The sequence below is a fragment of the Falsirhodobacter sp. alg1 genome, from assembly GCF_000739715.2.
GTDB lineage: Bacteria > Pseudomonadota > Alphaproteobacteria > Rhodobacterales > Rhodobacteraceae > Falsirhodobacter.
In genome coordinates this window covers 1-515 of the sequence record NZ_BBJC02000107.1, presented here as the reverse complement: position 1 = coordinate 515, position 515 = coordinate 1, and the positions used below count along the sequence as shown (strand labels likewise).

Here is a 515-nt window from a genome sequence, read left to right as displayed (position 1 = left end):
CAACCGCCACGAACATCGCGGTTTTTCCCGAAGCCTGCAATTCTGCTGCGCGTTCGGTAATGGGCCCAGGCTCGATCCCCAGATCTGTCATCAAGGCCCTGTTCCCTAGAGCAACTGTCCGATTATCCACGGTGCCTGTCAGGATTCTGCCGGCGGTTCCGCCNAAGCAGGGCCGCTCGCGGGCCAATCAGGCTGTTCTACNGCTCAAGGGGAAGATCCTGAATGTGGAACGGGCGCGTTTCGACCGGATGCTGGCCAGCCAGGAAATCGGCACGCTGATCACCGCGATGGGGACCGGTATCGGCCGGGATGAATTCAACGTGGAAAAGCTGCGCTACCACAAAATCGTCATCATGACCGACGCCGATGTTGACGGGGCGCACATCCGGACGTTGCTGCTGACCTTCTTCTTCCGGCAGATGCCCGAAATCATCGAAGGCGGGTACCTCTATATCGCGCAGCCGCCGCTTTATAAGGTCGCGCGCGGCAAATCCGAGGTTTACCTCAAGGATCAG

General features: G+C 59.3%; 1 pseudogene. It reads left to right on the top strand.

Annotated features, from left to right (window positions below):
- Positions 1-142: 142 nt before the first annotated feature.
- A pseudogene (locus tag TR36_RS14450) lies at positions 143-515 on the top strand (toprim domain-containing protein); the annotation flags it as partial.